20 protein-coding genes are annotated in these 25,305 nt (G+C 68.8%); 9 read left to right on the forward strand and 11 right to left on the reverse strand.

The genetic code is table 11. From position 1 onward, the window contains the following. Positions 1–10 precede the first annotated feature (10 nt). A complete protein-coding gene (locus tag P2PM1_RS16130; protein WP_186399753.1) occupies positions 11–1,354 on the forward strand; it encodes a lyase family protein in 1,344 nt (447 codons plus the stop codon). 8 nt (positions 1,355–1,362) lie between these two features. Here P2PM1_RS16130 and P2PM1_RS16135 read toward each other — a convergent pair whose 3' ends face one another. The 10 genes from P2PM1_RS16135 to P2PM1_RS16180 form a co-directional block, all read right to left on the reverse strand. Further along, positions 1,363–2,307 carry an ABC transporter permease gene (locus P2PM1_RS16135; protein ID WP_208985308.1) on the reverse strand — a complete coding sequence of 315 codons (945 nt, stop codon included), beginning with the start codon at positions 2,305–2,307 and terminating at the stop codon, positions 1,363–1,365. Next, positions 2,304–3,398, reverse strand: coding sequence for an ABC transporter permease (locus tag P2PM1_RS16140; protein WP_186387837.1), 1,095 nt, complete (start codon positions 3,396–3,398; stop codon positions 2,304–2,306). The genes P2PM1_RS16135 and P2PM1_RS16140 overlap by 4 nt, the downstream gene beginning before the upstream one ends. Further along, positions 3,395–4,951 carry an ABC transporter ATP-binding protein gene (locus P2PM1_RS16145; protein ID WP_186399754.1) on the reverse strand — a complete coding sequence of 519 codons (1,557 nt, stop codon included), beginning with the start codon at positions 4,949–4,951 and terminating at the stop codon, positions 3,395–3,397. The genes P2PM1_RS16140 and P2PM1_RS16145 overlap by 4 nt, the downstream gene beginning before the upstream one ends. Before the next feature lie 82 nt (positions 4,952–5,033). After that, positions 5,034–6,038, reverse strand: coding sequence for a BMP family protein (locus P2PM1_RS16150; RefSeq protein ID WP_186387835.1), 1,005 nt, complete (start codon positions 6,036–6,038; stop codon positions 5,034–5,036). 274 nt (positions 6,039–6,312) lie between these two features. Next, positions 6,313–7,920 carry a murein biosynthesis integral membrane protein MurJ gene (gene murJ, locus P2PM1_RS16155; RefSeq protein ID WP_186399755.1) on the reverse strand — a complete coding sequence of 536 codons (1,608 nt, stop codon included), beginning with the start codon at positions 7,918–7,920 and terminating at the stop codon, positions 6,313–6,315. A gap of 104 nt (positions 7,921–8,024) precedes the next feature. Beyond that, positions 8,025–10,856, reverse strand: coding sequence for a [protein-PII] uridylyltransferase (locus tag P2PM1_RS16160; protein WP_186395922.1), 2,832 nt, complete (start codon positions 10,854–10,856; stop codon positions 8,025–8,027). A 179-nt stretch (positions 10,857–11,035) separates the two neighbouring features. Continuing rightward, entirely contained in the window at positions 11,036–11,407 is a 372-nt protein-coding gene (locus P2PM1_RS16165) for a helix-turn-helix domain-containing protein (protein WP_186387832.1), read from the reverse strand. Then, positions 11,404–11,991, reverse strand: coding sequence for a Smr/MutS family protein (locus tag P2PM1_RS16170; protein WP_186387831.1), 588 nt, complete (start codon positions 11,989–11,991; stop codon positions 11,404–11,406). Before P2PM1_RS16170 ends, P2PM1_RS16165 begins: the two co-directional genes overlap by 4 nt. Continuing rightward, positions 11,988–13,049, reverse strand: coding sequence for a murein transglycosylase A (locus P2PM1_RS16175; protein WP_186399756.1), 1,062 nt, complete (start codon positions 13,047–13,049; stop codon positions 11,988–11,990). Before P2PM1_RS16175 ends, P2PM1_RS16170 begins: the two co-directional genes overlap by 4 nt. Positions 13,050–13,152: 103 nt before the next feature. After that, entirely contained in the window at positions 13,153–13,866 is a 714-nt protein-coding gene (locus P2PM1_RS16180; RefSeq protein ID WP_186387829.1) for a Tim44/TimA family putative adaptor protein, read from the reverse strand. Positions 13,867–14,221: 355 nt separating this feature from the next. Here P2PM1_RS16180 and P2PM1_RS16185 point away from each other — a divergent pair, with 355 nt between their 5' ends. The 3 genes from P2PM1_RS16185 to polA all read left to right on the forward strand — a co-directional run bounded on the left by P2PM1_RS16185 (position 14,222) and on the right by polA (position 19,036). Continuing rightward, on the forward strand, positions 14,222–14,758 hold the full coding sequence (locus tag P2PM1_RS16185; RefSeq protein ID WP_186399757.1) for an FxsA family protein: 537 nt from the start codon (positions 14,222–14,224) through the stop codon (positions 14,756–14,758). A 106-nt stretch (positions 14,759–14,864) separates the two neighbouring features. Beyond that, positions 14,865–15,941, forward strand: a complete 1,077-nt coding sequence (locus tag P2PM1_RS16190) for an acyltransferase family protein (RefSeq protein WP_186399758.1) — start codon at positions 14,865–14,867, stop codon at positions 15,939–15,941. A gap of 77 nt (positions 15,942–16,018) precedes the next feature. Further along, positions 16,019–19,036, forward strand: a complete 3,018-nt coding sequence (gene polA / locus P2PM1_RS16195; protein WP_186399759.1) for a DNA polymerase I — start codon at positions 16,019–16,021, stop codon at positions 19,034–19,036. A 29-nt stretch (positions 19,037–19,065) separates the two neighbouring features. Here the strand turns inward: polA and P2PM1_RS16200 are convergent, their stop codons facing one another. Continuing rightward, a complete protein-coding gene (locus P2PM1_RS16200) occupies positions 19,066–19,509 on the reverse strand; it encodes a MarR family winged helix-turn-helix transcriptional regulator (RefSeq protein ID WP_186399760.1) in 444 nt (147 codons plus the stop codon). 112 nt (positions 19,510–19,621) lie between these two features. On the opposite strand from P2PM1_RS16200, the gene hmgA reads away from it, so the two are divergent. The 5 genes from hmgA to P2PM1_RS16225 all read left to right on the forward strand — a co-directional run bounded on the left by hmgA (position 19,622) and on the right by P2PM1_RS16225 (position 25,275). Continuing rightward, entirely contained in the window at positions 19,622–20,947 is a 1,326-nt protein-coding gene (gene hmgA / locus P2PM1_RS16205; protein ID WP_186399761.1) for a homogentisate 1,2-dioxygenase, read from the forward strand. 3 nt (positions 20,948–20,950) lie between these two features. After that, positions 20,951–21,967, forward strand: coding sequence for a fumarylacetoacetate hydrolase family protein (locus P2PM1_RS16210; protein WP_186399762.1), 1,017 nt, complete (start codon positions 20,951–20,953; stop codon positions 21,965–21,967). A gap of 37 nt (positions 21,968–22,004) precedes the next feature. Beyond that, positions 22,005–22,544 carry a hypothetical protein gene (locus P2PM1_RS16215; protein ID WP_208985310.1) on the forward strand — a complete coding sequence of 180 codons (540 nt, stop codon included), beginning with the start codon at positions 22,005–22,007 and terminating at the stop codon, positions 22,542–22,544. A gap of 55 nt (positions 22,545–22,599) precedes the next feature. Next, positions 22,600–23,559 carry an MBL fold metallo-hydrolase gene (locus tag P2PM1_RS16220; RefSeq protein ID WP_186395931.1) on the forward strand — a complete coding sequence of 320 codons (960 nt, stop codon included), beginning with the start codon at positions 22,600–22,602 and terminating at the stop codon, positions 23,557–23,559. 87 nt (positions 23,560–23,646) lie between these two features. Beyond that, on the forward strand, positions 23,647–25,275 hold the full coding sequence (locus P2PM1_RS16225) for an FAD-dependent oxidoreductase (protein ID WP_186399763.1): 1,629 nt from the start codon (positions 23,647–23,649) through the stop codon (positions 25,273–25,275). The last annotated feature ends 30 nt before the right edge of the window (positions 25,276–25,305 follow it).

The raw sequence follows: 25,305 nt of genomic DNA on the forward strand, positions 1-25,305 counted from the left end.
GGCAGAGGCCATGGCCGACATCCCTCTCGTTTCGCCGCTTCATGCCGGCCTGTTCGGCGACGACGAGACGGCGGCCCTCTTCTCTGCCGAGGCGGAGATCGCCGCGATGGTGGAGGTGGAGCGGGCGCTTGCCCGGCTGCAGGGCGCTGGCGGGCTGATCCCGGCGGGTGCCGCGGCGGCCCTCGACCGGGAGCTTTCCGGTATCGCGCCGACGCCTGCGGAGCTTGCCGCCGGAACGGCCGCGGCCGGCGTCCCCGTCCCCGCGCTGGTGGCGGCACTGCGGCAGAAGCTGTCGCGGCCGGCAGCCGACTACCTGCATTTCGGCGCCACCTCGCAGGACATCGCCGACACCGGCCTGATGCTGCGCCTCGCTCGCACGCTGGCGCTGTTCGAGGCGCGGCTAGTGGACATCGTGGCGCAGCTTTCCGCGCTCGCCGCCCGGCACCGGGCAACGCCGATGGCCGGCCGCACGCGCGGCCAGATCGCAACGCCGATCAGCTTCGGCCTGCGCGTCGCGACGTGGACCTTGCCGCTCGCCCGCGCGAGACAGCGCCTTGCCCGGCTGCGGCGCGAGGCGCTGGTGGTGCAACTTGGCGGTGCCTCCGGCGATCTTGCCGCGATGAACGTGCCGGGGCGCGCGGCGGAACTGGCCGGCGCCCTCGCCAAGGAGCTTGGCCTTGCGCCATCGCTCCCCTGGATGACCGACCGGGAGCCGCTGCGCCGGATCGCCCGTGAGGCAAGCGAGATCGCGCTGACGCTCGGCAAGATCGGCGAGGACGTGATCCTGCTCGCCCGTTCGGAAGTCGGCGAGATCCGGCTTGCCGAGGCGGGCGGCTCCTCGACCATGCCGCAGAAGCAGAACCCGGTGCGGGCCGAGACGCTGGTGGCGCTCGCCCGTTTTGCCGCCGCACAGACGGCGGCGCTGTCCGCCGATGCCCTGCACCGCGAGGAGCGGGACGGCGCCGCCTGGATGGGCGAATGGCTGGTGCTGCCGCAACTGATGCTGGCGACCGGCGCGGCCTTGCGCCATGCGCAGGCGCTTGCCCCCGGCATGGAGGCCGATGCGACAAGGATGGCGGCGACCGCCACCGGCAGCGGCGGGCTGTCGCTCGCCGAGCGGTTTTCCTTCGCCCTGCTGCCGCATGTCGGCCGCGCTGCTGCGCAAGATCTGGTGAAGACGGCCGCGGGTCTGGTGCGCACTGAGGGCGGCACGCTGGCCGAGGCGCTGTCGCGGCTGACCGACGCGCCGCTCGACTGGCGGGCGCTGGCAGATCCCTCGTCGGTGGCCGCACCGGCGGCGGCGATGACCGACGAGATGCTGGCCGAAATCGCCGCACTCATGCGCGGCGACTGACTTTTCGCCTATCGCTGGCCCTTGAAATAGGGCTTCAGCATCGCGCGCGGATAGTCCGCCTTGCGGGCGACCATGACCAGCGCCAGGATCGACAGCAGATAGGGCAGCATCAGGAACACTTGGCCGGGCACCAAGGCGCCGACCTCGGTCTGCAGCCGCACCTGGAAGGCGTCGAAGGCGCCGAACAGCAGCGCACCGATCAGCGCCTTGCCGGGACGCCAGGAGGCGAAGACGGTGAGCGCGATGCAGATCCAGCCGCGGCCGTTGACCATGCCGAAGAAGAAGGCGTCGAAGGCGGACATGGTCAGGAAGGCGCCGCCCAGCGCCATCAGTGCGGAGCCGGCAACGACCGTGCCCATGCGCAGCGCCATGACCGAGAGGCCCTGCGCCTCGACCGCCGCCGGATTGTCGCCGACGGCGCGGATCGCCAGCCCGAGCGGAGTGCGGTAGAGCACGAAGCCGACCACCACCACCATCGCCAGCGCCAACATGGTCAGCGCCGTCTGCTGGAACAGCACGGTGCCGAGGAAGGGCAGGTCCGAGAGGACCGGTATGTCGAGCGGCTGGAAGGCGGTGATGCGCGGCGGCGAGGTGACGTCGGGCAGGGCCGTGCGATAGGCGTAATAGCTGAGGCTGGTGGCGAACAGCGTCACGCCGATGCCCGAGACATGCTGGGAGAGGCCCAGCGGCACGGTCAGCACCGCATGCAGCAGGCCGAAGGTCGCCCCGGCGAGCGCCGCGACCAGCACGCCGCCCCACAGGCCGGCGCCAAGCCATGCGGCCATCCAGCCGGCCATGGCGCCGGCAGTGAAGATGCCTTCGATGCCGAGGTTGAGGACACCGGCACGCTCGCACAGCAGCGCGCCGAGCACGCCGAAGATCAGCGGCGTGGCGATCCGCAGCGCCGCCGCCCAGAAATTCGGCGAGACAAGGATGTCGAGGATTTCCATCATGCCCCGGTGTCCTTGCCGGCGGATGCCCTGCGCCCCGGTCCGACCAGCCGTATGCGGAAGCGCACGAAGAGGCCGGAGACGAGGACGGCGATCAGCGAGGTGGCGACGACGAGGTCGGCCAGATAGTTGGAAACGCCGATGGCCCGGCTCATGCTGTCGGCACCGACGAAGACGCCGGCGATGAACAGGGCCGCGACCACGACGCCGAGCGGCGACAGGCCGGCCAGCATGGCGACGACGATGCCGGCATAGCCGAAACCGGGCGACAGGTCGGCGGTGAGATAGCCTTTGAGGCCGGCCACCTCGCCGACGCCGGCGAGCCCCGCCAGCGCGCCGCTGAACAATGCGACGCGAACGAAGGTCGCGGTCACCGGGATGCCGGCATGGCGGGCCGCGTCCTGGTTCTCGCCGACGGCGCGGATTTCGAAGCCCCAGACCGTGCGCGCCAGCAGGATATGGGCGAGCAGCGCGGCGATGAGCGCGACGATCAGCCCGGCATGGACACGCATGCGGTCGAACAGCTTTGGCAGCGTCGCCGCATCCGCCATCGGCTCGGATTGCGGCCAGCCCATGCCCATCGGGTCCTTCATCGGCCCTTCCAGCATCATCTGCACGAAGAGCACCACGACGAAGTTGAGCAGCAGGGTGGTGACCACCTCGTCGGCGCCGAGCCGCAGCTTCAACAGCGCCGGCACCAGCATCATCATCGCCCCCGCCAGCGCGCCGGCGAGCAGCACCAGCGGGATCATCACCGCCGGCGGGGCGGAGATCGCCCCGGACCCAATGGCAACGGCGGCAAGCGCGCCGGCATAGAGCTGGCCCTCGCCGCCGATATTCCACAGCCGCGCCCGAAAAGCGAGGGCGGCGGCAAGGCCGGTGAGGATCAGCGGGGTCGCCCGCGACAGCAGTTCGGAGACGGCGAAGAACGAACCGAAGGCACCCCTCGCCATCAGCACATAGGCCTGCAGCACCGGCGCACCCGCCGCCATGATCGGCAGGGCGGCGAGCGCCAGGGCGGCCAGCGCGGCGGCGACCGGAACGCCGGTGCGCAGGAGAGGCGAGACGGTCTCGCGCGGCTCGAAGCGGATCATGCGGCCTCCTCCGCGTGGCCGGCCATCATCAGGCCGACAGTGGCGCGGTCGAGCTCGCCGGCATCGCGCGCCGGGGTGAGATGGCCGCGATGGATCACCGCGATGCGATCCGACAAGGCGAAGAGCTCGTCGAGATCCTCGGAAATCAGGATGACGCCGGCCCCACGTGCCCGCGCGGCGAGCAGGCGGCGATGCACCTCGCCGGTGGCGCCGATGTCGAGCCCGCGCGAGGGCTGCGCGGCAAGCACCACCGCCGGCTCGGCGTCGAGCGTGCGCGCCAGCACGATCTTCTGGATGTTGCCGCCCGACAGCAGCCGCGAGATCGCGGAGCCGCCCCGGCAGCGGATGTCATGGGCGGCGATCGCCTCACGGGCGCGCGCCGCGATCGCCCCGAAATCGAGGAAGCCGAGGCGCTGGTAGCGGGCGGAGCGGATTTCCTCGATCACCAGGTTCTCGGCAACGCTCATCGCCCCGACGATGCCGTCGCGGTGGCGATCCTCCGGGATCCGGGCAAGGCCGGCGGCGATCATCGCCCGGGCATCCTGCGCCGTGATATCGCGTCCTGCGAGCAGGATGCGGCCCGACGTGGCGCGCTCCAGACCGGAGACGAGGCGGGCGAACATCGCCTGACCATTGCCGGAAACCCCGGCAATGCCGAGGATCTCACCCGAGCGCAGGGCCAGCGAAAGGTCCCTGACCGCCTCGCGGCCGCTGCCGGCGGAGACGCCCTCAAGCGCCAGCAGCACCTCGCCGGGGGCGCGCGGCTCGCGCCGGCTCTGGGACAGCGAATGGCCGACCATCAGTTCGGCGAGCTTCTGGCGGTCGCACTCGGCGGTCGGCAGGTCGGCGACCTTGCGGCCCATGCGCAGCACCGCCACACGGTCGGAGGCGCTGAGCACCTCGGCCAGCTTGTGCGAGATGAAGACGATGGCAAGGCCGCTGTCCGCGAGCTGGCGCAAGGTGGCGAACAGCCCTTCGGACTCCTGCGGCGTCAGCACGGCGGTCGGCTCGTCCAGCACAAGGACGCGCGCATCGCGATAGAGCGCCTTGAGGATTTCCACCCGCTGCTGTTCGCCGACCGACAGGCGCGAGACGCGCAGGTCGAGATCGACGGTCAGCCCGCTGTCGCGCATCAACGCTTCCAGCCGCTGCCGGTCGGCGCGGGAGGAGGTGGAGGGGGCCAGCAGCGGCCTTGTGCCCAGCACGATGTTCTCGAAGGCGGTGAGGTTCTCGGCCAGGGCGAAATGCTGATGCACCATGCCGATGCCGGCATTGAGCGACGCATGGGGCGAGCCGGGCTCGAGCGGCACGAGTTCGCCGTCAGGACCGACGATGCGCACTTCGCCCTCATCGGCGACATAGTGGCCGAACAGGATGTTCATGAGCGTGGTCTTGCCGGCGCCGTTCTCGCCGAGCAGGGCGACGATCTCGCCCGCATGCAGGTCGAGATCGACCGCCTCGTTGGCGGTCATCGCGCCGAAGCGCTTGGTGATGCCGGCGAGCGACAGCACGGTCTTGCGCTCGTGCGGCCGGCCGGGCAGCGGCTCGCTCATCTCCACTCCGGGGCAAAAGGGAAGCACGGCGAGCCCGCCCCCGGTCTCTGTCTGAGACCGGGGGCGGGCCGCGATCAGGCGATCACATGGTCGACTTGGGCTCGGCGTCGTTGACGTTGACGCGGAACAGGCCGCCGAGAATGTCCGCCTCCGTCTCGCGGGCGGCCTTCACCACCTCCGCATCGGCAAGGCTCTCGTCGACGACGAAGCTGCCGCCGCCATAGGACATGAAGGAATACTGGCCGTAGTCCGAAGGCTCGAAGCTGTCGGAGGTGACCGCCTCGATCACCCGGTCGATGGTCGGCTCCATATGCCACAGGGCGCTGGCGAGAATGGTGCCGGGATAGTCGCCGGCGGTGTCGATGACATTGCCGATGGCGAGGATGCCCTTCTCCTTGGCGGCATCCGACACGCCGAAGCGCTCGGCGTAGAGAATGTCGGCGCCCTTGTCGATCATCGCAAAGGCCGACTCCTTGGCCTTGGGCGGGTCGTACCAGGAATTGATGAAGGTCACCAGGAACTTGACATCCGGGTTGACCGACAGAGCGCCCTCCATGAAGGCGTTCATCAACCGGTTGACCTCGGGGATGGCGTAGCCGCCGACCATGCCGATGACGTTGGACTTGGTCGCCTTGCCGGCGATCATCCCGGTCAGGTAGCTCGGCTCGTGGATCCAGTTGTCGAAGACCGCGAAATTCGGCTGCGCCGGACCGAAGGACGAGCCCATCAGAAAGGCGGTGTCGGGATATTCCGCCGCCACGCTGCGCGCCGCCCGCTCCACGGCGAAGGCCTCGCCGACGATCAGGTCCATGCCGCCTTCGGCATATTCGCGCATGACGCGCTCATAGTCGGTGTTGGCGACATTCTCGGAATAGGTGTAGGTCACGTCGCCGCGCGCCTGCGCCGCCTGCAGCGCCTGGTGGATGCGCCCGACCCACTGCTGCTCGACCGGCACGGTATAGATCGCCGCCACTTTCAGCGGCTTGTCCTTGGCCAGCGCCGGCAGGCCGCCTGCCATGACCGCAAACGATGCGGCAAGCCCCAGGACGGCCCGACGCGTCCAGGCGAAATGATCGTTGATTGCCATCTGACTCCCCCTCGCAGACTTCTGCACCCCGCCGCGGTTTGCACGAGGGCGCGCCCGTTTCATCACCCTGCGGAAGCCCTGCTGCGGCCCCTCGCCCGGCGAGCGAAATTGGACCACATTCCAGGCACGCTCACAATGGAGGCAGCGCCTGTTCGCGGCTGTTTTTTGAACGGATGGACAAAGTTTGATCGTCTGGTCAAAAATTAAGCCGACAAAGCACGCGGCGACGGCAACCCGACCACCTGCGCCGCGTGTTCGGCCAAGACCTCACAGCCTATCCGAGCGGATCGTCCGGGGCGGGGGGCGGGGCGGCACGGCGGCGGGCGCGAGCGGCGCGGGCGCGCGCGAGGTAACCCTTGAGATCGACCGCGCCGGTGAGTTGCACGAACAGCGCGAACAACACCATGCCAGCCGCCACCAGGAGGCCCAGCGCGGCGAAACGCACCAGCACCGAGGGCGCGCCGATCAACGGCGCCAGCAGCCAGTCGCCGAGCAGCAGGCCGCCGCCCATGGCCAGGCTCGCCAGGGCCAGCAGCGGCAGGCGGCGGCGGGCGCTGCGATCGACGCGGAAATGTCCCCGCCGCCACAGCGCCGCGCCCAGCAGTCCGGCATTGACCCAGCCGGCGAGCGAGGTGGCGAGCGCAATGCCGACATGGCCGAGGAACGGAGCGAGCGCCAGCGCGCCGATCACGTTCACCGCCATGCCGATGCCGGCGAACCACATCGGCGTCACGGTGTCCTCGCGGGCGAAGAAGCCGGGCGAGAACACCTTGTTGAGCACGAAGGCCGGCAGGCCGAACGCAAAGGCGATCAGCGCGGCGGTGGTGGCGCTGGCTGCCTCGGCCCCGAACTCGCCGCGCTGATAGAGCACCGAGACGATGGGCTCGGGCACCGCGATCAGCGCAATGGTTGCCGGCAGGGTCAGGGCGAGGGCGAATTCCATCGCCCGGTTGAGCGTGCCGTTGGCCTGACCGTTCTCGCCGGCACGCAGCGAGCGCGACAGGTCGGGCAGCAGCACCACGCCAATGGCGATGCCGACGACACCGAGCGGCAATTGGTAGATCCGGTCGGCATAATAGAGATAGGAGACCGCGCCGGCCTGGGCGGACGCGATCACCGTGCCGACGACGATGTTGATCTGGGTGATGCCGCCGGCCAGCACCCCCGGCACGCCGAGCCGGCAGAGACGGCGAACGCCGGCGGTCAGACGCGGCCGCAGGATGGGCACCGAAAAACCCATGTGGCGCACGGCGCCGACAAGCAGCGCCAGTTGCGCGAAACCGGCGACCGCAACACCGCTGGCGAGCACCACCCCGAGCATCGTGCCCGGCTCGAGCCCCGCATACCAGATGCCGGTGAGCACGGCGATCATCACCAGGTTGAGGATCACCGGCGCGAAGGCGGCGGCGGCGAAGCGGCGATAGGTGTTGAGGATGCCCGACAGGCAGGCGACCAGCGACATGCACAGCAGGTAGGGAAAGGTGATGCGCGACAGCAGCACCGCCAGCTCGAACTTCCCCGGATCCTCGGTAAAGCCGGGGGCAAGCAGGAAGACCAGCCCCTGCATGGCAAGAAGGGCAACGGCGGTCAGCGCCAGCAGCGTCCACAGCAGGGCGGCGATGATCTCACCGGCGAAGCGGCGCGCGCCCGCGTCCCCCTGTTCTTCCAGCGCCCGGGCGAACAGCGGCACGAAAGCGGAATTGAACGCGCCTTCCGCGAACAGGCGGCGGAACAGGTTGGGCAGGCGGAAGGCGACGAAGAAGGCGTCGGCCACCGGCCCGGCGCCGGCAAAGGCGGCGATCATCACGTCGCGGACAAAGCCGAGGATGCGGCTCGCCATGGTGGCGCCGCCGACGGTAACGAAGTTTCGCAGGAGACTCATCGAGCCAGCCATGGGCGGAAGGTCCGTTCAGGAGTGACGGGAAGGCGCATCGGACGGCACAGGTCAGGTAGCACGGTTCTGGACACCACGGCCGGGCAGGGCGATCAGGCGGTGCCCGCGCGGCGCGGACGACGGCGGGCCGGCGGCTCCTCGGTCGCCTCCCCCTCGACCGCCTCGCGCAGACGCTCGCGGATCGCCTCCTGCCGGCCGATATTGCCGATCTTCTGTCCGGTCAGATCGGTGACATAGAAGACGTCGACCGCCCGCTCGCCGAACGTGGCGATATGAGCGGAATTGATGTTGAGATTGAGGCCGGAGATCGCCCGCGTCAGATCGTAGAGCAGACCGGGCCGGTCGAGACCGGAAATCTCCAGTACCGTGTAGCGGTTCGACCAGGAATTGTTGACCAGAACCTCGGTCTCGACGCGGAACGCCTTCATCCGCGAGCGGGACGCCGCCTTGCGGGCGACGCTGTCGGGCAGACGCTCCTCGCCGCGCAGCGCCTTCTCGATCAGCCGGCAGACGCGCTCGCCGCGGCGGATCTCGTCGTCGTCGCCGGGCAGCTCGCGGGAAATGTAGATCGTGTCGAGGGCGAACCCGTCCGTCGTCGTGTCGATCTGCGCGTCGACGATATTGGCGCCGGCGACGAAACAGGCACCGGCGATGGTCGACAGCAACCGCGGATGGTCGGCCGCCAGCACGGTGATCTCGGTGACCTCCTCGAAGGCATGGGTGACGACCCGCGAGGAAAAGCCGGTGCCGGCGCGGTCGGCGGCGCGGATCATCTGCGCATCGGTGATCTTGCGCTCCAGCGGCACGCGCAGCCAGTAGGCCGGATAGTGACGCTCCAGATAGGCGGCCAGTTCCTCCTCGTCCCAGGAGGCGAGCGTTGCCGCGAGCTCGCGCTTCGCAGCCTCGACCCGCATGCCATGCGGCAACAGGCTGTGGCCGCCGGTCAGCACCGGCTCGCACTCGTAATAGAGCGTGCGCAGGAGCTGGCCCTTCCAGCCGTTGAAGACATTCGGGCCGACGGCGCGGATGTCGGCGACGGTCAGGATCAGCAGCAGCTTCAGCCGCTCGAGGCTCTGCACCTCGCGGGCGAAATCCTCGATCGTCTTGCGGTCGGCGAGATCGCGAGACTGGGCGATGGTGCTCATGTCGAGATGATGCTCGACCAGCCAGGCGACGGTCTCCGTCTCCGAGGGGGTCAGGCCGAGACGCGGACACAGGCGGCGGGCGATGCGGGCGCCGGCGATGGAATGGTCCTCCGGCCGGCCCTTGGCGATGTCGTGCAGGAACATGGCGACGAAGAGGACCTTCCGGTTCTGGATCGTCTTGATCAGGTCGGTGGAGAGAGGATGGTCCTCGCCCGCCTCGCCGCGCTCGATCTCGCCCAGCACGCCGATCGAACGGATCAGGTGCTCGTCGACCGTATAGTGGTGGTACATGGAGAACTGCATCATCGCCACGACCTTGCCGAAATCGGGCACGAAGCGGCCGAGCACGCCGGTCTCGTTCATCTTGCGCAGCACGGTCTCGGGATCGTTGCGCGAGGTCAGCACCTGCAGGAACAGCCGGTTGGCTTCCGGATCCTCGCGCACCTGGCTGGTGATCAGTTTCAGCGACCGGCGAACCAGCTTCAGCATCTCGGGATGCAGCATCACCGCGTGCCGGTCGGCGATCGCGAAGAGACGGATCAGGTTGACCGGATCCTTCTCGAACACATCGTCGGCAACGGCGTTGAGCCGCCCCTTGTCGATCACGAAGTCGGGCGAGCCGGTCTGGACCTGGCGGCGGCGGGCGCGGGCGGCGATACGGTCGATCAGCTTCGACAGCGGCTGCGGCGCCTTGGCGTGCTGCTCCTCCAGCGCGGCGCAGAAGATCCGGGTCAGGTCGCCGACATCCTTGGCCACCAGGAAATAGTGCTTCATGAAGCGCTCGACGTCCTTCATGCCCGGATGCTGGGTATAGCCGAGCCGCACGGCGATCTCGCGCTGGACGTCGAAGGACAGGCGCTCCTCGGCCCGGCCGGTGAGAAAATGCAGGTGGCAGCGCACCGCCCAGAGGAAATCCTCGCCCTTCTTGAAGCGCTGGAAGTCGGAGCGGGTGAAGACGCCGGCCTTGACGAGGCCCGAGCCGGAGCGCACGCGGTAGAAGTATTTGGAGATCCAGAACAGGGTGTTGAGGTCGCGCAGGCCGCCCTTGCCTTCCTTGACGTTGGGCTCGACCAGGTAGCGCGAGGTGCCCTGGCGGGTGTGGCGGGCATCGCGCTCGGCCAGCTTGGCAGCGATGAATTCCGGGCCGGTGCCGGCGACCACGCTCTTGTCGAAACGGGCGATCAGTTCGTCGGTGAGCGGCTCCTCGCCCCAGACATGGCGTGCCTCCAGCAACGCCGTGCGGATCGTCATGTCGGTGCGGGCAAGGCGGAGGCACTCGTCGATGTTGCGGGTCGCGTGGCCCACTTTCAGGCCGAGATCCCACAGCATGTAGAGGATGTATTCGACGATCTGCTCGCCCCAGGGCGTCTGCTTGTAGGGCAGCAGGAACAGCAGGTCGACATCCGAGCCCGGCGCCAGGGTGCCGCGGCCGTAGCCGCCGACGGCGACGATCGACATGCGTTCGGCCGCGGAAGGGTTCTTGACCCGGTAGACGTGATGGATGGCGAAATCGAAGATCACCCGCAGGATCTCGTCCTGCACATGGCTGAGCCGCTTGGCGCAGAGCGTGCCGCCGCCATCGGCGAAGAGCAGTTCCTCGACCCGGACGCGCGCGTCGCGCATCGCCGCCTTCAGTTCGGCGAGGACCTGCCCGCGAACGGCAAGGTCGGACCCGTCCCCGTCTTTCGCGGCAGTCAGCGCCGTTAGCCGGTGGCGCAGGTCATCGGCGTCGATCAGCCCGGCAAAGGGGTCGGCGGCGCGGGCGGAGGTCTTCGGCATCGTCACTTGCAGCGCGGTCCTTCTTGCGGCGCAGTCGTTCTCGTCGCCGCATGGCTTGGGGCGAGAGGCCCGCGCGGCCCTGCCGGCGGCGACTGCGGACCCTACGCCCGCCGCCCGCCCCGCTCAAGGGGCGCCGGAAAAGAACCGGAGGTCGTTCGATGACCTTCAGATTCGGGCAACTAGATCCTGTCTCGCGCCGCCGCCACCCGCACTTGATGCAACAGATGGGCAAGACTGTCGCGCGACAGGCCGGAAATCTTCGCCGCCAGCAGGTTTGCGAGTTCCGTCGCCTCCGGCTGCAGGCCGGCCGTGTCGATCGAGACCTTCGGGTCGGAGATCTCGGCGAGCCGCTGCAACTCCTCGGCCTCGTCCCAGATCACGTTGAAGAAGGCGATGATCCGCTGCACCATGTACCAGGTCGGGCGGCCGCGCCTGCCATGCTCCAGCGCCGAAAGATAGGCCGCCGACACGCCCAGCGCCGCCGCCATGTCGGACAGGGTGATGCCGCGTTTCTTGCGCAACTCCCGCAGCTTCGCACCGAACGGCGTCATCGTCCCCTCCGCTCTCCGCCCTTGCGGATCCTGACATAGAGTGCGCCGCCGCCGCCATGGGCGGCATGCGCCTCCTCGAACCCGACCACCAGCGGACGAAACTCGGGAAAGGCCAGCCATTGCGGCACGACGCGGCGCAGGATGCCGCGCTCTCCCGCGATCGGGCTGCCGCCGGGGGCGCCCTTGCCGGTGATCACCAGCACGAGGCCGGCACCGCTCGCCTGGGCATGGGCGAGAAACCCGCGCAGGCGCACATGCGCCTCCGCCTGGGTCAGGCCATGCAGGTCGATGCGCATGTCGATGGCGCGGCTGCCGCGGACGATCCGGCGCCGCTGGCGCGGCTCGAGCGGCGACAGGGGTGGCGGCGCCGGCGGAGCGGGCGGACGCAGCGCAGAGGCGCCCGTCGCCGCAGGCTTCGCCGGCAGAGCCGCCGCCGGCACGGGGGCGGGTGCCTCCTCGGCTTCCGCTTGTCGCGCCTCGGCCCTTGCGCGGCCGCGCGGCGCCAGCGGATCGACATCCGCCGTCACCTGCTCCCACAGGCGGCGTTCCTCGGGCGAGGGCTGGCGGCCCCGGCGACGGCTCACGGCGCGCCCTCGCGTCCGCGCGGCACCAGCAGCACCATGTCCGCCCGGTGCTGGATGCGCCCGGCCCGCTCGCCGGCCACCTCGCCCGAGCCGAAGAAGATGTCACCGCGTGCCGGGCCGACAATGGCCGAACCGGTGTCCTCGGCGATCATCAGGCGGCGAAACTGCTCCTGCGCGCCATTCGGGCCCGAGGGAAGATCGGCGGAAACGAAGACGAGCGCCCCATAGGCGTGATGCGCCGCATCGACGGCGAGGCTGCGCCCGGGCAGCAGCGGCAGCCCGGCCGCCCCCACCGGCCCCTCGTGCTCCGCCGCCTCGCTCACCTCGCGGAAGAAGATATAGGAGCGGTTGCGGCGCAGGACGGCGTCGATCTCGGCCGGGTTTTCCGCCAGCCACTTGCGCAGCACCTGCATGGTGACGGTACCGGGCTCGGCAAGGCCGCGCTCGATCATCACCCGCCCGATCGGGCTGTAGGGATGGCCGGTCTTGCCGGCATAGCCGACGCGCAGGCTGCCGCCCTCGCGCAGGCGGATGCGGGCAGAGCCCTGGACATGGACATAGAAGGCATCGACCGGATCGGCGAGCCAGACGAGTTCGAGGCCCCGTCCGTCCAGCGCCCCGTCCATGATCTCACCCCGGTCGGGCGGCGCAACCAGGCGGCCCGCGCTGTCGGCAAAGGCGAAGGGCGCGTCGGCCGGCAGGCCCTCCGGCACGGGTCGCCCGGCCAGGGCGACGAGCTCCGGCGGGCGGGCAAGCAGTGGGGTATCGTAGCCGCCGCCCGGCTGCCTTGCACCGTCATATTCGGGCTCGAAATAGCCGGTGACGAACCCGTCGGCGACAATCCGTCGCGGTTCGAAATGGCGCTCCAGGAAGGCGCGGGCGGCCAGCGGCTCGTTGCTTTCGGCGGCGGCTCGTGCCGGCGCGCAGAGCCGCGCCAGATCGCCCGGCAGGACCGGCAGCCGCTCGCGGCAATGGCGCAGGAAGGCGGAAAGGGCGGCTCGGTGGTCGTCGCCGGCCCAGCCGGACAGGTCCGCGAAGGTCAGGGGCGCAGACAGCATGAGGGGTTTTCCGCGCGCCAGAGCCGGACCCGCCACAGCGATACCGGCAAGCAGTGCCGCCGCCAGGCCGGCAGCAAGGGCCGTCCGGCCGGCGGCACGCACATCACTCGACCGATTCGGTCGCCACCAGACGCCAGTTGGGATCGCGCGAATTGGTGTCGCGGGCGAAGGTCCAGATGTCGGTGACGTCGCTGACCGCGTTCGGGTCGCCGTCGACGATGGCGCCGTTGCGGTCGCGGGTGGCGGAGATCAGTTCGGAGCGGAACTTGACGGTGACCTGGGCGATGGAGCCCTTCAGCGCCGCCTCGACGATATCGGCCTTGTCGATGCCGACAAAGGTGGACTCGATGGTCTCGCCACGCGATTCCCGGTCGGAGATGGCGGCGACGAAGCCCTCGTAAACATCCCTGGACAGCAGGTTCTTCAAGGTCTTGCGGTCGCCATTGGCGAAGGCGGTGACAATCATCTCGTAGGCCGCGCGGGCGCCCTGCAGGAAGCCCTGGGGTTCGAACGAGCGGTCGGCGGAGAGGATCTGCCGGAGCGCCTGGTTGAGCGCGCTGCCTTCCGGAGCCACCTTGTCGAGCGTCGCCGAGGCGGGAGCCGGCGACGGCCCGCCCTGCGGCGCGGTCTGCCCGGGCAGCGGGATGACGTTGTCGTCCTGGACCGGACCGCCGGCGCCATTGTCCCGCTCGGGGGCGGAATAGGGATCGAAGGGCGGGCGCTCGTTGCCAGTGCGCCGCCCGAGGACGCTGCGCAGCCTGAAGAAGATCACGACCGCCAGGATCAGGAAGATGATAGTGGTGATGTCGTTGAACATATGATCCGTTTCACATCCGGCCGGTTGCGTCGCAGACGCCGTCACGGCATTCCGCCAGTCGGGTTCGTTTCCGGGCCCGCTGCCGGGTTCGGGTGCGGCCCTGCAGCGGACCGTCACCGACGCCCCGCGCGGCAGGCCACAGCTTTGACCCCATCGTAGCTTATGTAAGCTCCCTTGAACCAACATCCAGCCTTCAACACAAGTGTCCGTCGCAGTTTTCGTGGTCCGAAACCACATAAAGCTCGCATTTGCGTCACTTGGTCCTTACCTGAGGGGCGACGATTCCGGCCCGGCGCCGCCTGTGCCGGCCGGAATCGCCGCTAATCGCACATCATGAGACCGTGTCGCCAACGCCATGCCCATCGGACTGATCCTCCTTCTTGTCGTAATCGGCCTGCCGCTGATCGAGATCCTCGTCTTCGTCGAGGTCGGTTCGGAAATCGGCGCGGTGCCAACCGTGCTTCTGACCATCGCGACAGCGGTCGCCGGCAGCCTGATGCTGCGGCTGCAGGGCCTGTCGCTGCTGCGGCGCGTGCGCGCCGAGATGGAGCGCGGCGAGGTGCCGGGCGAAGACATCCTCCAGGGCTCGCTGATCGTTGTCGCCAGCGTGCTGCTGCTGATCCCCGGTTTCGTCACCGACGCGCTCGGCCTGCTGCTGTTCGTGCCGCCGCTGCGGGCGGCCATCGCGCGGGTGATGGTGCGCAACGCGAAGGTGACCGTGGTGCGGGCCGGCGCCCGCCGCCGCGGCGAGGGTGTCGTCGATCTCGACCGGGACGACTGGGCCGATATCGATGGCGACGGCAAGGGCGGACGCGGGCCGGACGGCTCGTCCCCATGGCGGGGACAGATCGGCGACGGCCGGGGCGGCCAGGGTCCGGATCCGCGCGACTGACCGTCGCGTCGCGCCGCCGCCTCACCAAATTGTGAAAACGGGTTAACCCCCCCTACACCCGTCTGGCGCAAACTCCCCGCCAAACACAACCGGGAAGCAGGACGTCATGACCGGACGGGAGACGGGCATCGCCGGCCCTTCGGGACGCATCGCCACGGGACGCATAGACTGGGTCGATACGGCCAAGGGGCTTTGCATCATCTTCGTGGTGATGATGCATTCGACGCTGGGCGTCGAGAATGCCGCCGGCCGCGAGGGCTGGCTCGGACTGGTGGTCGAGTTCGCCCGGCCGTTCCGCATGCCGGACTTCTTCATGATCTCGGGCCTGTTCCTGGCGCTGGTCATCGATCGGCCATGGCGCCGCTATCTCGACCGCAAGGTCGTGCATTTCGCCTATTTCTACGTGCTCTGGCTGACGATCCAGTTCGCCGTCAAGGCGCCGTCCATGGCCGCGGAGACCGGATGGGGCAGCGTCGTCAGCGACTATCTTCTCGCCTATGTGCAGCCCTTCGGCACCCTGTGGTTCATCTACATGCTGCCGGTGATGTTCGTGATCACCAAGGTGCTGCACGACCGCGGCGTACCGTGGCAACTGGTGCTCGCCGCAGCCGCCGTGCTGCAGATCGCCCCGATCTCGACCGGATCGGTGCTGATCGACGAATTCAGCTCGCGCTACGTCTATTTCTACGCCGGCTACATCTTCGCCACCCGGGCCTTCGCGCTCGCCGACTGGGCCCGGCAGCATCCGGCCCTCGGCATCGCCGGCCTCATCGCCTGGGGCATCGTCAACGGCGTTCTGGTGTTCAACGGTCTCGCCGACCTGCCGCTGGTCGGCCTGGCGCTCGGCACGGCCGGCGCGCTGGCGGTGATCGTCACCTCGGCGCTGCTGACCCAGGCCGGCATCGCGGCACCGTTCGCCCATTGCGGCCGCCAGTCGATCGTCATCTATCTCGCCTTCTTCTTCCCGATGGCCGTGACCCGGATCGTGCTGTTGAAGACCGGCCTGATCCCGGATGTCGGCACGGTGTCGGCGATCGTCACCGCCGCCGGCGTCGTCGCGCCTCTGGTGCTGGCGTGGCTGATCGAGCGCACCGGCTATGGCCGGTTCCTGTTCCACCGTCCGGCCTGGGCACGGCTGGAGCGCGACCCGCCGCGCCGTCCGGTCGCGCAGGCGGCCGAATGAGCGGGGCCGAACAGGCGGGGTGAAATAAGCGGGGCAGGGGGCGAGAAGCAGGCTTTTCTCGCGCGGCCAACGCGGGCATGATCCGCGCCATGTCGAACGAAGCCGCCTCCGCCCTCACCGCCGACGACCACCTGATCCTGGTCGACGGCTCCACCTTCATCTTCCGCGCCTATCACGCGCTGCCGCCCTTGACGCGCAAGTCCGACGGCCTGCCGGTCGGCGCGGTCTCCGGCTTCTGCAACATGCTGTGGAAGCTCTTGCAGGAGGGGCTCACACCGGAGGAAGGCGACGAGCCGACCCATATGGCGGTGATCTTCGACCATTCGGCGAAGACCTTCCGCAATGAGATTTACCCCGCCTACAAGGCCCAGCGTCCGGAGCCGCCGGAGGACCTGATCCCCCAGTTCGGCCTGATCCGCGAGGCGACCCGCGCCTTTTCGGTCCATTGCATCGAGCAAGAAGGGTTCGAGGCCGACGACCTGATCGCCACCTATGCAAGGGCCGCGGCGGCGGCGGGCGCGCGCGTCACCATCGCCTCCGGCGACAAGGACCTGATGCAGCTCATCGGCCCGCGCATCGGCATGATCGACACGATGAAGAACAAGATCTTCGGCGAGGCCGAGGTCTTCGAGAAATTCGGCGTCGGCCCGGACAAGGTGATCGAGGTGCAGGCGCTGGCCGGCGACAGCGTCGACAATGTTCCCGGCGTGCCGGGCATCGGCCTGAAGACGGCGGCGCTGCTGGTCAGCGAGTTCGGCGACCTGGAGACGCTGCTTGCCAGCGCCGACACGATCAAGCAGGCCAAGCGCCGCGAGAACCTCATCGCCTTTGCCGACCAGGCGCGCATCTCCAAGCAGCTCGTGACGCTGAAGGACGACGTGCCCGTCGAGCAGCCGGTGGAAACGCTCACCGTCAACGGGCTCGACGGCACCCGCGCCATCGCCTTCCTCAAGGCGATGGAGTTCACCACCCTGACCCGACGGGTCGCCGAGGTCACCGGCCTCGACATTGCCGGCGTCGAGCCGGCGCGACTCGTCGTGCGCGGCTGGCACGAGCCGGACGGCAAGGGCCGGATGATGGAGGGCGGCCCCGGAGCCCAGCCGGACGGCGGCGAGACCAGTGCCGAGGCCGCCAGCGGCGGGTCGGGCGGCGATGCCGTCGCAGCGGCCGTCGCCGGACGGGACGGGGCGTGGACGCCCCAGGCGGTCGCCGACGCGGCGGCCGCGCAAGCGCTGGCGCAGACCATCGACCCGTCCGGCTACGAGACGGTGATGGATCTCGACCGGCTGAGGGCCTGGGTGGCGGAGGCGAGCGAACGCGGCCATGTGGCGGTCGATACGGAGACGACCTCGCTCGATGCCATGCAGGCCGATCTCGTCGGCGTGTCGCTGGCGACGGAGCCGGGGCGGGCCTGCTACATCCCGCTCGGCCATGTCGACGGCGAGGGCGACCTGCTCGGCGGCGGCGGCCTGATCCCCGGACAGATCGCCCTGGGCGAGGCGCTCGCCGTGCTCAAGCCGCTGCTGGAGGACCCCGGCGTCCTCAAGATCGCGCAGAACCTCAAATATGACTGGCTGGTGCTGAAACGCTACGGCATCGAGGTCGCCCCGTTCGACGACACGATGCTGCTGTCCTATGCGCTGGATGCCGGCAAGGGCGGCAACGGCATGGACGCGCTGTCCGAGCGCTGGCTCGGCCACACGCCAATCCCGTTCAAGGAAGTCGCCGGCTCCGGCAAGGCGATGATCACCTTCGACAAGGTGCCGCTCGACAAGGCCTCCGCCTATGCGGCGGAGGATGCCGACGTCACCCTGCGCCTGTGGCAGGTGCTCAAACCGCGGCTTGCGGCCGAGCATATGGCCGGCGTCTATGAGCGGCTGGAGCGGCCGATGGTGCCGGTGCTCGCCCGCATGGAAGAGCGCGGCATCTCCATCGACCGGCAGATGCTGTCGCGCCTGTCGGGCGAGTTCGCGCAAGGCATGGCGGCGCTGGAGGACGAGATCCGCGAGCTTGCCGGCGAGAGTTTCAACATCGGCAGCCCGAAGCAGCTCGGGGACATCCTGTTCGGCAAGATGGGCCTGCCGGGCGGCAAGAAGACCAAGACCGGCGCCTGGTCGACCTCGGCCTCGGTGCTGGAGGACCTTGCCGCGGAAGGGCACGAACTGCCCGCGCGCATCGTCGACTGGCGACAGCTCTCCAAGCTCAAGTCCACCTATACGGACGCGCTGCCGGGGTTCGTCAATCCGCAGACCGGGCGCGTGCACACGTCCTACGCGCTGGCGGCGACGACCACCGGCCGCCTGTCCTCATCCGAGCCGAACCTGCAGAACATTCCGGTGCGGACCGAGTCCGGCCGCAAGATCCGCAAGGCCTTCGTCGCCGGCAAGGGCATGAAGCTGGTCTCGGCCGACTACAGCCAGATCGAGCTGCGCGTGCTCGCCCATATGGCCGACATCGGCCAGCTCAAGCAGGCCTTCGCCGACGGGCTGGACATCCACGCGATGACCGCCTCGGAAATGTTCGGTGTCCCGATCGAGGGCATGGACCCGATGGTCCGCCGCCGAGCCAAGGCGATCAATTTCGGCATCATCTACGGCATCTCGGCCTTCGGGCTTGCCGCCCAGCTCGGCATCCCGCGCGGCGAGGCGGCGGAGTATATCTCCACCTATTTCAAGCGCTTCCCCGGCATTCGCGACTACATGGAGGAGACGAAGAAGTTCGTTCATGCCAATGGCTACGTGACGACGATCTTCGGCCGCCGGGCGCATTATCCGGAGGTGAACACCTCCAATCCGAACATGCGCGCCTTCTACGAGCGCGCGGCGATCAACGCGCCGATCCAGGGCTCGGCAGCCGACATCCTGCGGCGGGCGATGGTGCGGATGGACGACCGGCTGTCGGCCTCCAGGCTCGCAGCCCGCATGCTGCTGCAGGTGCATGACGAGCTGATCTTCGAGGTGCCGGAAGCGGAGGTGGACGCGACCATCGCCCTGGTGCGCCAGGTGATGGAAACGGCGGCCGAGCCGGCCGTGACGCTCTCCGTGCCGCTGCATGTGGACGCGCGCGCCGCCGACAACTGGGACGAGGCGCACTGACGCGCGCGCGCCCGCCCGGCGGGCACGGCTTACCCCTCGCGGAGGAAGCGCTTCTCCACCGCCGCAAGGCCGGCATCGAGCCGGTCGGCAGCCTCGAAGCCGAGGTCGCGCAGCAGCTCGGCCTGGAAGGCGCGGGCAAGGTCCACCAGTTCGCCATAGACCCTGGCACCTTCCGGCGTCAGTTCGAGCTGTTCGGCCCGGCGGTCGGCCACATCGGTCGCGCGCGACAGCCAGCCGCGCTTTTCCAGCGTCGCCACCGCCCGGCTGACCTTGGTCTTGTGCATGGCGGAGCGGCGGCCGATCTCGGTCGCGGTGGTGTGGCCGAGCTGGCCGAGAATCGCGAAGGTGCGCCATTCCGGGCGGCTGATGCCATAGGCCGCGCGGTAGCGGGCGGCGAAGCGGCGGCTGACCAGCTCCGACGCCCTGACCAGCCGGTAGGGCAGAAACTCGTCAAGCAGCAGGCGTCCGGTCATTTGCGGCCCCCATGCCGATAAAATCCGCCGAGCGGCGTCTCGCACGTTGATAGTTTCAGATAAAACAGTTACACATGCAACCATCAACTGTCTGGATCAGGAGGGATCGGACATGGCACTTTCGAACAGCCCGGCCTATATGCCGGGCTTCGGCAACGATTTCGAGACCGAGGCGCTTCCCGGCGCCCTGCCGCAGGGACAGAACTCGCCGCAGCGCGCGCCCTACGGCCTTTATGCCGAGCAGCTTTCCGGCTCGCCCTTCACCGCGCCGCGCGGCACCAACGAGCGGTCCTGGCTCTACCGCATCCGCCCGTCGGTGAAGCATTCGGGCCGCTTCTCGCCCGTCTCCCTGCCCGAGTGGAAGAGCGCGCCGACGGTCGACGACCATTCGCTGGCGCTCGGCCAGCTTCGCTGGAACCCGGTGCCGATCCCGCAGACGCCGGTGACCTTCCTGACCGGCATGCGCACCATCACCACGGCCGGCGACGTCAACGGCCAGGCCGGCATGGCGAGCCATGTCTTTGTCGCCAATACCGACATGGTCGACGACTATTTCTTCAATGCCGACGGGGAACTGCTGATCGTGCCGCAGGAAGGCGGGTTGCGCATCGCCACCGAACTCGGCGTGATCGAGGTGGTGCCCAAGGAGATCTGCGTGATCCCGCGCGGCATGGTGTTCCGCGTCGAATTGCTGGACGGCAAGGCGCGCGGCTATGCCTGCGAGAATTACGGCGCCAAGTTCACCCTGCCCGACCGCGGTCCGATCGGCGCCAACTGCCTTGCCAACCCGCGCGACTTCAAGACGCCGGTTGCCTGGTTCGAGGACAAGGAAGGTCCCTGCCGGCTGGTGGTGAAGTGGTGCGGCCGCTTCCACGAGACGAAGCTGGAGGCCTCGCCGCTCGACGTGGTCGCCTGGCACGGCAACTACGCGCCCTACAAATACGACCTGACCACCTATTCGCCGGTCGGCGCGATCCTGTTCGACCATCCCGATCCGTCGATCTTCACGGTGCTGACGGCCCCGTCCGGCGAGGAAGGCACGGCGAATATCGACTTCGTCATCTTCCCCGAGCGGTGGATGGTCGCGGAGCATTCCTTCCGCCCGCCATGGTATCATCGCAACATCATGTCGGAGTTCATGGGGCTGATCTACGGCCGCTACGACGCCAAGGAGGAAGGTTTCGTGCCCGGCGGCATGAGCCTTCACAACATGATGCTGCCGCACGGGCCCGATGCCAGCGGCTTCGAGAAGGCGAGCCGCGCCGAGTTGAAGCCGCAGAAGCTGACAGGCACCATGGCATTCATGTTCGAGACCCGCTTCCCGCAGCACCTCACGCGCTTCGCGGCGGAACTCGACACCCTGCAGGACAACTACCTCGACTGCTGGTCGGAGCTGAAGAAGCGCTTCGACGGCACGCCTGAGGGCAACTGGGACTGAGCCATGAAACTCGCAACACTTCGCGATGGCAGCCGCGACGGCAGGCTCGTCGTCGTCAACAAGGCGCTGACCCGCTGCACCGAGGCCACCCACCTCGCCCCGACGCTGCAGGCCGCCCTCGACACCTGGGACGAGGTCGCGCCGAAACTGGCGATCCTCGCCGAGAGCCTCGAGCACGATGCGGTGCCGAGCCTGCGCTTCCACGAGCACGACGCACTGTCGCCGCTGCCCCGCGCTTACCAGTGGGCGGACGGCTCGGCCTATGTCAATCACGTGGAGCTGGTCCGCAAGGCGCGCAATGCCGAGATGCCGGCGAGCTTCTGGACCGATCCGCTGGTGTATCAGGGCGGCTCGGACGCCTTTCTCGCTCCGCGCGAGCCGATCCGCATGGCCGACGAGGCCTTCGGCATCGACATGGAGGGCGAAGTCGCCGTGATCACCGGCGACGTGCCGATGGGCGCCACGCCGGACGAGGCGCGCGCGGCCATCCGCCTCGTCATGCTGGTCAACGACGTGTCGCTGCGCGGCCTGATCCCGGCCGAACTCGGCAAGGGCTTCGGCTTCTTCCAGTCCAAGCCATCGTCCGCCTTCTCGCCGGTGGCGGTGACACCGGACGAGCTGGGCGAGGCCTGGGACGGGGGCAAGGTACACCTGCCGCTGCATGTCGACCTCAACGGCCAGCCGTTCGGCCGGGCCAATGCCGGCATCGACATGACCTTCGACTTTCCGACCCTGATCGCCCATGCGGCCAAGACCCGGCCGCTGTCGGCCGGCGCCATCATCGGCTCCGGCACGGTGTCCAACAAGATGGACGGGGGCCCCGGCAAGCCGGTCGCCGAGGGCGGGGTGGGCTATTCCTGCATCGCCGAGATCCGCATGATCGAGACGATCGAGAGCGGCGCGGCCACGACGCCGTTCATGCGCTTCGGCGACACGGTGCGCATCGAGATGCTGGACGCGGACGGCCACTCGGTCTTCGGCGCCATCGAGCAGACGGTCGAGAAATACGAGAAGGCTTGAGGCGCCGTGCGGCGCTGATCGAAGGAGGGACTTCGCGATGAAGACTGTGCGGATGCTGGCGGCGTTTGCCGCTCTTGCCCTCGGCACGGCAGCGATCACGCCGGTGCGGGCCGCCGATATGACCGCGCCGGTGCGGGCGCTGATGACGGCGGCGGAGGCCAACTGGGCCGACACGCCGCAGGAGTATCAGGATTATTTTTCCGAGGAGCGCCTGGCCAGCCTCTACAGCGCCGACCTCGCCGCCCGCTACCGCAAGGCGGCGGACACGCCCTTCGCCAAGGAAATCGGCACGCCGCTCGACTGGGACGTCGTCGTCAACGGCCAGGACGGCTGCCCCTTGAAGGAGATCAGCATCGCGGCGGCCGGGCAGGAGCGCGGGGCGACCCGCGTCGTCGCCCGTTTCCGCGGCCTGACCTGCTTCGGCCCGGACGCCGAGTACCAGGGCTTCCAGGAGGCGCATTTCCTCGTCATCGAGGAAGGCGGCCGGCCGGTCATCGACGACATCGTCACGCCGATGGACGGCGAGGCGCAGTCGCTGAAGGCCCAGCTCGACATCATCGCCTCGGACGCACAGTAACCGCGCCCAACGGGGCCGCGATGCGGCCCATCGAAATCTGAGAGGACTATCTCCCGTGAGCAAGCAATTCGCCTCCCAGGGCGACATGACCGAGAAGAAGATCTCCTTCACCGAAATCGGCGACGGGCTTTGGGCCTTCACCGCCGAGGGCGACCCGAACACCGGCGTCATCATCGGCGACGACAGCGTCATGATCGTCGAGGCGCAGGCCACCCCGCGCCTTGCCGGCAAGGTGATCGAGAAGGTGCGCGAGGTCACCGACAAGCCGATCAGCCATCTGGTGCTGACCCATTACCATGCCGTCCGCGTGCTGGGCGCTGCCGCCTATCAGGCGCCGACGATCATCATGAGCGACAAGGCCCGTTCGATGGTCGCCGAACGCGGCGCCGAGGACCGGGAGTCCGAGTTCATGCGCTTCCCGCGCCTGTTCCAGGGCTATGACAATGTCGCCGACATTCCGCCGCTGACCTGGCCGACGACCACCTTCACCGACAGGATGAGCGTCTTCCTCGGCAAGCGCCGCGTCGACCTCAGCTTCCTCGGCCGCGCCCATACGGCCGGAGATATCGTCATCCACGTGCCGGACCAGAACGTCATGTTTACCGGCGACATCGTCGAGTACCACTCCGCCTGCTATTGCGGCGACGGCCATTTCCGCGACTGGCCGGGCACGCTCGAGCGCATCCGCGCCTTCGACGTCGATGCCATCGCGCCGGGCCGGGGCGATGCGCTGGTCGGCAAGGAGATGGTCAACGCGGCGCTCGACGCAACGGCCGACTTCGTCACCTCGACCTTCCGTCCGGTGGCGCAGGTGGCAACGCGCGGCGGCTCGCTGAAGGAAGCCTGGGACGCGGCCCGCGCCGCCTGCGATCCGAAGTTCTCGTCCTACGCGATCTACGAGCACTGCCTGCCGTTCAACGTGGCGCGCGCCTATGACGAGGCGCTCGGCATCGATACACCGCGCATCTGGACGGCCCAGCGCGACAAGGAGATGTGGCAGGCCCTGCAGGGCTGACGAGACCTGCCGTCGCCGGCCGGTGCGCGAGGACGCTCCGGCCACGACGGTTTCAGCCCGCAGAAGACCGGCCAGGGAGGGCCGCTGATGACGAAGATCTTCGAAACGCCGCTCTATCCGTACACGCGCTGCGCCGACCAGGACGCCGCAGCGCCGGCCCGCCACAAGGTGGTCGTGATCGGCGCCGGGCCGATCGGCCTGGCGCTCGCCATCGACCTGGCGCAGCAGGGCGTCGCCGTCACCGTGCTCGACGAAAACGACAAGGTGAGCTGGGGCTCGCGGGCGATCTGCTTCGCCAAGCGGCCGCTGGAGATCCTCGACCGTCTGGGCTGCGGCCAGAGGATAACCGATAAGGGCGTCGTGTGGAATCTCGGCAAGGTCTTCTTCGACGAACGCAAGGTCTACGAGTTCAACCTGTTGCCCGAGGGCGGGCACAAGCGGCCGGCTTTCATCAACCTGCAGCAGTATTACCTGGAACAGTATCTGGTCGAGCGGGCGCTGGAGATCGGCCGCGACACCGGGCTGCTGGAGCTGCGCGGCGGCAACAAGGTGAGCGCAGTGACGCCGCATGGCGACGGCGTCGAGCTGACCGTGGAGACGCCGGAGGGGCCCTATCGAATCGAGGCCGACTGGCTGGTCGCCTGCGACGGTGCCGGCTCGCCGACCCGCGCCATGCTCGGGCTCGACTTCCTCGGCCGGGTGTTCGAAGACAATTTCCTGATCGCCGACGTGGTCATGAAGGCGGACTTCCCGACCGAGCGCTGGTTCTGGTTCGACCCGCCGTTCAACCGCGGCCAGTCGGCGCTGCTGCACCGCCAGCCGGACGACGTCTGGCGCATCGACCTGCAGCTCGGCTGGGATATCGACCGGGAGGCGGAGAAGGACCCGGCGCGCATCGCGCCGAAGCTGAAGGCGATGCTCGGCGAAGATGTCGACTACGAGCTGGAATGGGTGTCGATCTACACGTTCCAGTGCCGGCGGATGGAGAAGTTCCGCCACGGCCGGGTGATCTTCGCCGGCGACAGCGCCCACCAGGTCTCGCCCTTCGGCGCGCGTGGCGCCAATTCCGGCCTGCAGGACACGGACAACCTCGCCTGGAAGCTGAAGCTGGTGCTCGACGGCACGGCGCCCGAGGCGCTGCTCGACAGCTACGATGCCGAGCGCGTCTTCGCCGCCGACGAGAACATCCTCAACTCGTCGCGCTCGACCGACTTCATCACGCCGAAAAGCCAGGCCAGCCGGGTGTTCCGCGACGCGGTGCTGGAGCTGGCCGAGCATCACGCCTTTGCCCGGCCCTTGGTCAATTCCGGCCGCCTGTCGCTGCCGGCGACCTATGACGGCTCGCCGCTCAACGGCCCGGACTGCGCGGCGATGCCGGCCCGCAGCCGGCCGGGCGCCCCGGCGAGCGACGCGCCGGTTGCCGGCGGCTGGCTGCTCGACCGGCTGGGCAACCGCTTCCAACTTCTCACCATCGACGTCGAGGCGCCGGAAACCCTTGTCATCGACGGCATTGCCGTCGAACGGGTGGCGCTGTCGGCCGGCGACGATCCGAGCGGCGCGCTCGCCGCGCGCTATCTCGGCGAGGCGAAAAGCGCCGTCTACCTGATGCGACCCGACCAGCATGTCGCCGCCCGTTGGGAGGCGTTCGATGCCGGCGAGGTGACAAAGGCGCTGCGGATCGCCACCGCCCGAGGCGAAACCCGCGTGCGGGGATAACGGCCCGAACCGGCCGGAACGCAAGGAAAC

Origin of the sequence: Stappia sp. P2PMeth1 (assembly GCF_900185735.1) — a bacterium.
Taxonomy (GTDB): Bacteria; Pseudomonadota; Alphaproteobacteria; order Rhizobiales; family Stappiaceae; genus Stappia.

What these genes read in the sequence shown, in the direction of transcription:
- P2PM1_RS16130 (WP_186399753.1), top strand. Translation starts at nt 11, where the DNA reads ATGGCCGACATCCCTCTCGTTTCGCCGCTTCATGCCGGCCTGTTCGGC.
- P2PM1_RS16135 (WP_208985308.1), bottom strand. Translation starts at nt 2,307, where the DNA reads ATGATGGAAATCCTCGACATCCTTGTCTCGCCGAATTTCTGGGCGGCG.
- P2PM1_RS16140 (WP_186387837.1), bottom strand. Translation starts at nt 3,398, where the DNA reads ATGATCCGCTTCGAGCCGCGCGAGACCGTCTCGCCTCTCCTGCGCACC.
- P2PM1_RS16145 (WP_186399754.1), bottom strand. Translation starts at nt 4,951, where the DNA reads ATGAGCGAGCCGCTGCCCGGCCGGCCGCACGAGCGCAAGACCGTGCTG.
- P2PM1_RS16150 (WP_186387835.1), bottom strand. Translation starts at nt 6,038, where the DNA reads ATGGCAATCAACGATCATTTCGCCTGGACGCGTCGGGCCGTCCTGGGG.
- murJ (WP_186399755.1), bottom strand. Translation starts at nt 7,920, where the DNA reads ATGAGTCTCCTGCGAAACTTCGTTACCGTCGGCGGCGCCACCATGGCG.
- P2PM1_RS16160 (WP_186395922.1), bottom strand. Translation starts at nt 10,856, where the DNA reads ATGCCGAAGACCTCCGCCCGCGCCGCCGACCCCTTTGCCGGGCTGATC.
- P2PM1_RS16165 (WP_186387832.1), bottom strand. Translation starts at nt 11,407, where the DNA reads ATGACGCCGTTCGGTGCGAAGCTGCGGGAGTTGCGCAAGAAACGCGGC.
- P2PM1_RS16175 (WP_186399756.1), bottom strand. Translation starts at nt 13,049, where the DNA reads ATGCTGTCTGCGCCCCTGACCTTCGCGGACCTGTCCGGCTGGGCCGGC.
- P2PM1_RS16180 (WP_186387829.1), bottom strand. Translation starts at nt 13,866, where the DNA reads ATGTTCAACGACATCACCACTATCATCTTCCTGATCCTGGCGGTCGTG.
- P2PM1_RS16185 (WP_186399757.1), top strand. Translation starts at nt 14,222, where the DNA reads ATGCCCATCGGACTGATCCTCCTTCTTGTCGTAATCGGCCTGCCGCTG.
- P2PM1_RS16190 (WP_186399758.1), top strand. Translation starts at nt 14,865, where the DNA reads ATGACCGGACGGGAGACGGGCATCGCCGGCCCTTCGGGACGCATCGCC.
- polA (WP_186399759.1), top strand. Translation starts at nt 16,019, where the DNA reads ATGATCCGCGCCATGTCGAACGAAGCCGCCTCCGCCCTCACCGCCGAC.
- P2PM1_RS16200 (WP_186399760.1), bottom strand. Translation starts at nt 19,509, where the DNA reads ATGACCGGACGCCTGCTGCTTGACGAGTTTCTGCCCTACCGGCTGGTC.
- hmgA (WP_186399761.1), top strand. Translation starts at nt 19,622, where the DNA reads ATGGCACTTTCGAACAGCCCGGCCTATATGCCGGGCTTCGGCAACGAT.
- P2PM1_RS16210 (WP_186399762.1), top strand. Translation starts at nt 20,951, where the DNA reads ATGAAACTCGCAACACTTCGCGATGGCAGCCGCGACGGCAGGCTCGTC.
- P2PM1_RS16215 (WP_208985310.1), top strand. Translation starts at nt 22,005, where the DNA reads ATGAAGACTGTGCGGATGCTGGCGGCGTTTGCCGCTCTTGCCCTCGGC.
- P2PM1_RS16225 (WP_186399763.1), top strand. Translation starts at nt 23,647, where the DNA reads ATGACGAAGATCTTCGAAACGCCGCTCTATCCGTACACGCGCTGCGCC.